Source organism: Pseudomonas sp. P4_C4, assembly GCF_056402055.1.
In genome coordinates this window covers 1-1,426 of the sequence record NZ_JBFUID010000130.1, presented here as the reverse complement: position 1 = coordinate 1,426, position 1,426 = coordinate 1, and the positions used below count along the sequence as shown (strand labels likewise).

The 1,426-nt window shown below is 57.8% G+C and carries 1 protein-coding gene; it reads left to right on the top strand.

Translation table 11 applies throughout. From position 1 onward, the window contains the following. Positions 1 to 83: 83 nt before the first annotated feature. A complete protein-coding gene (locus AC1DXW_RS30865; protein ID WP_477756283.1) occupies positions 84 to 1,415 on the top strand; it encodes an IS4 family transposase in 1,332 nt (443 codons plus the stop codon). Positions 1,416 to 1,426: the final 11 nt, after the last annotated feature.

The window sequence follows — 1,426 nt, the reverse complement described above, 5'->3', positions numbered from 1 at the left end:
CGTAATGCTGTTCACTTAAGTATTTGAGTCCCAGCCGGGCTTCCCCGAAAATCCGATGCCAGACCTCTGGCATCGGATTTTTTATGTCTGTTCAACAGGACCTGCTCGACCTCGGCGACCTTTTCAACTTTTGCGACCTGAGCACCTTCACCCAAAACATCCCGATTGAGTGGGTAGCGTCTGCGCTGGATCTATCCAGTCAGGCCACCATTCGCCGACGGCGCCTGCCCGCCGATCAGGTGCTTTGGCTGGTGCTTGGCATGGCGCTATTTCGAGACGAGCCGGTTCACGAGGTGGCCAGACGCTTGAACATTTGCGCCCAAGGTCTGGCCTCCGACCATTTATTGGCCCGTAGTGGTGTAACCGAAGCTCGTAAACGGCTCGGTGCCGACCCCGTTGAGTGGTTGTTCCGCAAGACTGGCAACCAATGGGGTGCGGAGCGCTATGACGGTGATGCTTGGCATGACCTGCAGGTATTCGCGGTGGATGGAGCACTTTTGCGTACCCCGGATACGCCCGAGCTTCGAGCGCACTTCGGGTCGGGAAACACCCCGAGCGACCGCCAGACGCCTTTTCCCATGATGCGTCTGGTGGCGTTGATGAATGTGCGCTCGCACGTGATCCTGGATGCGCAGCTGAGCCCTTACCGACGCAGTGAAATGCGCTTGGCCGATGAGTTCCTGCAGCAAATTCCCGACCATTCGGTGACGCTGTTCGACAAAGGGTTCTGGGGGGCCGAACTGCTGTCGAGCCTGAGCAGAGCCGGCACCCACCGTCATTGGTTGATCCCGGCAAAAAAGGGAATGGTCTGTGAGGAAGTGACCCGTTACAGCGAGCACGACCGCCTGTTGCGCATGAAGGTCTCGCCGCAGGCCAGGAAGCGAAACCCGGCTCTTCCAACGCATTGGGAGGCCCGCGAAGTCAGCTATGAAATTCACGGCAAGCTAAAGACCGTCATGACGTCGTTGCCGGCCAACACCTACAACACCAAGGCCGTCGCCAAGCTTTATCAGGAGCGCTGGGAGATCGAATTGGGCTTCAGAGACATCAAAAGTTCGATGCAGCAGAACGCGGTGACCTTGCGTAGCAAGAAAGTCGACTTGGTCTATCAGGAGGTGTGGGGACTTTTGCTGGCTTACAACGTGATTCGTCGAGAGGCCAGTCAGGCAGCAGTGGCGTTTGGCCGAGCGCCCAGCGACATCCGCTTCAAACCGGCCTGCCAGTACATCGCCGTCCAACTGATCGTGATGGCAGCGGCCAATCCGGTTTCAGCCACAGGGAGGCGATTGGCAGAGTTAAGGGCAGGTGTTGGGGGAATGTTTCTGGATCACCGCCCAAGGCCTTCGAGGCCAAGGACGGTGAAAATTTCAAAAACCCGGTTTCCGGTGGACCGTAAGGCTGCTCCGCTTAAGTGAACAGCATTACG

Coding starts and splice junctions, on each gene's coding strand:
- AC1DXW_RS30865 (WP_477756283.1), top strand. CDS start 84: ATGTCTGTTCAACAGGACCTGCTCGACCTCGGCGACCTTTTCAACTTT.